Raw genomic sequence first — 2,626 nt, forward strand, 5'->3', positions numbered from 1 at the left:
TCGGCTCGCCGGCTCATGGACGCCGGGGCCACCGCGCTGGCCGTGCCCGCCGCCTGGGCCGCGGGCGAGCACAAGGCCGACCAGTGGGAGACCTTGCTGCGCGCGCGGGCGATCGAGAGCTGCGCCTACGTGCTCGGAGCCGCGCAGACCGGGCCGGGGGTGACCGGTCGGTCGGTCCTGGTCGACCCGCAGGGGATCCTCCTGGCGGCCACCGAGGGTCCGGTGGCGGCCTCGGCCGAGCTCGACCCGTCGCTGGTCGCCTCGGTGCGTGACCGCAACCCGGCCCTGAGCAACCGTCGCTACGTCGTGGTGCCGGGCCGGCCTTGTGACGTGGGATGACTCGGGCGTAAGGTCGGCGGTGACAAGCCCCCGGGGAGCGCGGACGCGCTGAGAGTGTGGTCGGACCGAGAGGTCGAGCCACTGACCCGTGGAACCTGATCCGGTTGATACCGGCGTAGGGAGATGGGCAAGGCACCGTGTGCCGACGCGTCCGCGCGACGGGGTGCTGGCACTCGAGGGTGCCGTGCTGTCCGGGGGTCCGTGCACTCCCTGGAGGCGACCCCGATGACTCAGCAGTCCACCTGCCCGCGCCCGCCCGCCGAGCCCGCTGCGGCGGCCCCTGGCGCCCCGGACCACGTCCGGATGGGCGTGGGTGCCCGCTTCACCCTGCACCCCGCGGCTGACGACTTCATCCCCGTCATCCTCGGTGCCCTCGAGGCGGCCCGCGCGGCGGCCCCCGAGGTGACGGTGCGCACCGATGACGTCTCGACGCTGCTGCGCGGCAGCGAGGAGCAGATCGGGCGCTTCCTGCTCGCGGCGGTCGACCGTGCGGCTGAGCTCACCCCCACCGGGCACGTGGTCGCGACCCTGGCGCTGTCCCGGGGCTGCCCGGGGGAGGTCGGCTGCACGCTGCCCGAGGGCGAGCTCGCCCACGTGGCCCCGGTCGCCCTCGCGGCCACGGGTCGCCAGGCGGCCGCCCACTGGGCGCTGTACCCGCTGGGCACCGAGGACGCGATGGGTCCGATCGAGCAGGCCATCGCAGCCGCCCAGGCCGCCGGGACCTGGTCCGGGCCCGAGAACTTCGCGACCCGGCTCGACGGGGACCTGGGTGAGGTGCTCGGCACCCTGCTCGACACCTGGACGGTGGTCGGTCGCAGCGTCGCCCATGTCGCGGCGCACGCGACCGTCAGCCTCGGCTCCCCGAGCGCGGCCACGACGCCCGGCTCCGCGGCGGCCCGGGCGGGGGAGACCCGATGACCGGGACCCAGACCGAGCTGCCACCCCGGGAGAACGGCTGGCGGGAGGCCTTCGCCTGGCCCCTCAAGGACCTCGTGGTCCTCGCCGTCCTCGCGGCCGTCTTCGGCTTCCTCTACTGGGCCCTGGTCCAGGCCTGGGGCGGACTGCAGGTCGCGATGGGCCCGCTCGGCGATCTCGCTCAGAACGTGCTCATGGGCGGGTGGATCACGGTCGCCCCCCTCGCGGTGTTCATCGTGCGTCGGCCCGGGGCGGGGATCGTCGCCGAGATCGGGGCGGCCTTCGTCGAGTTCGCCTTCCTCGGCTCGCCCGCGGGACCGATGCTCCTCATCGCCGGGCTGGTCCAGGGCGGCGGCGCCGAGATCGCCTTCGCGGCCACCCGTTACCGGCGCTTCGGCTGGCCGACGTTCCTGGTCTCGGGGCTGACCGCAGCCGTGGCGAACTTCCTCTGGGCGGGAACCCTGTACGACTGGTGGACCCAGGACCTGCTCGCGCTGCGGATCGTGCTGCAGCTGGCCAGCGGTCTGCTGCTGACCGGCGCCCTGGCCAAGGTGATCGCCGAGGCGCTGCTCCGCACCGGGGTGCTGGACAACTTCGCTGCCGGTCGAGCCGCCCGGCGCAGCGCGGGGGCGCCGTGAGCGAGGGAGGCGCCGCCGCGGTCGAGCTCGAGGACGTCCGCGTCCGGTACCCCGCACGGGAACGGCTCGGACTGGACATCCCGGCCCTGACGGTGGGGCGTGGCGAGCGGGTGCTGGTGCTCGGTCCCTCGGGGGGCGGCAAGTCCACCCTGCTGCACTGCCTGACGGGCGTGGTCCCGCAGTCGGTCGACGCCGAGGTCGTCGGCGACCTGCGGGTGCTCGGTCAGGACCCCCGACGGGTCCCGGTCGCACGGCTCGCCCTCGGGGTGGGCTGGCTGGGCCAGGACCCGGCGGCCGGCGTCGCACTGCCGACCGTCGAGGCCGAGGTCGCGTTCACCCTGGAGAACCGTGGCGTCCCGCGGACCGAGATCGGTCCGCGGGTCGAGGCGGCCCTGGCTGCAGTCGGGGCGGGCCACCTGCGGACCCGGCGCGCGGGCGCCCTGAGCGGGGGCGAGCAGCAGCGGGTCGCGCTGGCCGCGGTACTGGTGGGTGACCCGGACCTGCTGGTCCTCGACGAGCCCACCTCGATGCTCGACCCGGTCGGGGCCGCCCAGGTGCTGCGGGTGCTGGGGGAGCAGTCCGAGCGTGCCGACCGCACCACGGTCCTGGTCGAGCACCGGTTGGCCGCGATGCCGTGGCAGCCCGAGCGGGCCGTGCTGATCGGTGCCGACGGTCGGCTCGACCTCGACGGACCGACCGACCGGGTCCTCGCCGAGCACCCGCCGCGCCGGGGC

The 2,626-nt window shown here is 75.4% G+C and carries 4 protein-coding genes and 1 riboswitch; all 4 genes read left to right on the top strand.

Annotation, left to right across the window (positions count from 1 at the left end):
• Positions 1-339: nitrilase-related carbon-nitrogen hydrolase (locus tag L0B03_RS16365; RefSeq protein ID WP_284501931.1), on the top strand; the 339-nt coding region annotated here is incomplete at its 5' end.
• Between the two features lie 21 nt (positions 340-360).
• Positions 361-480: riboswitch (TPP riboswitch) on the top strand.
• Between the two features lie 84 nt (positions 481-564).
• Positions 565-1,257, top strand: a complete 693-nt coding sequence (locus tag L0B03_RS16370) for a Ykof family thiamine-binding protein (protein WP_250447849.1) — start codon at positions 565-567, stop codon at positions 1,255-1,257.
• Positions 1,254-1,892 carry an ECF transporter S component gene (locus L0B03_RS16375; protein ID WP_250447851.1) on the top strand — a complete coding sequence of 213 codons (639 nt, stop codon included), beginning with the start codon at positions 1,254-1,256 and terminating at the stop codon, positions 1,890-1,892. Before L0B03_RS16370 ends, L0B03_RS16375 begins: the two co-directional genes overlap by 4 nt.
• Positions 1,889-2,626, top strand: a 738-nt coding sequence (locus tag L0B03_RS16380; RefSeq protein ID WP_250447853.1) for an ABC transporter ATP-binding protein, incomplete at its 3' end; no start/stop codon positions are given. The genes L0B03_RS16375 and L0B03_RS16380, both read left to right, overlap by 4 nt.

The organism is Actinotalea sp. C106, from assembly GCF_023630195.1.
Lineage (GTDB): Bacteria > Actinomycetota > Actinomycetes > Actinomycetales > Cellulomonadaceae > Actinotalea.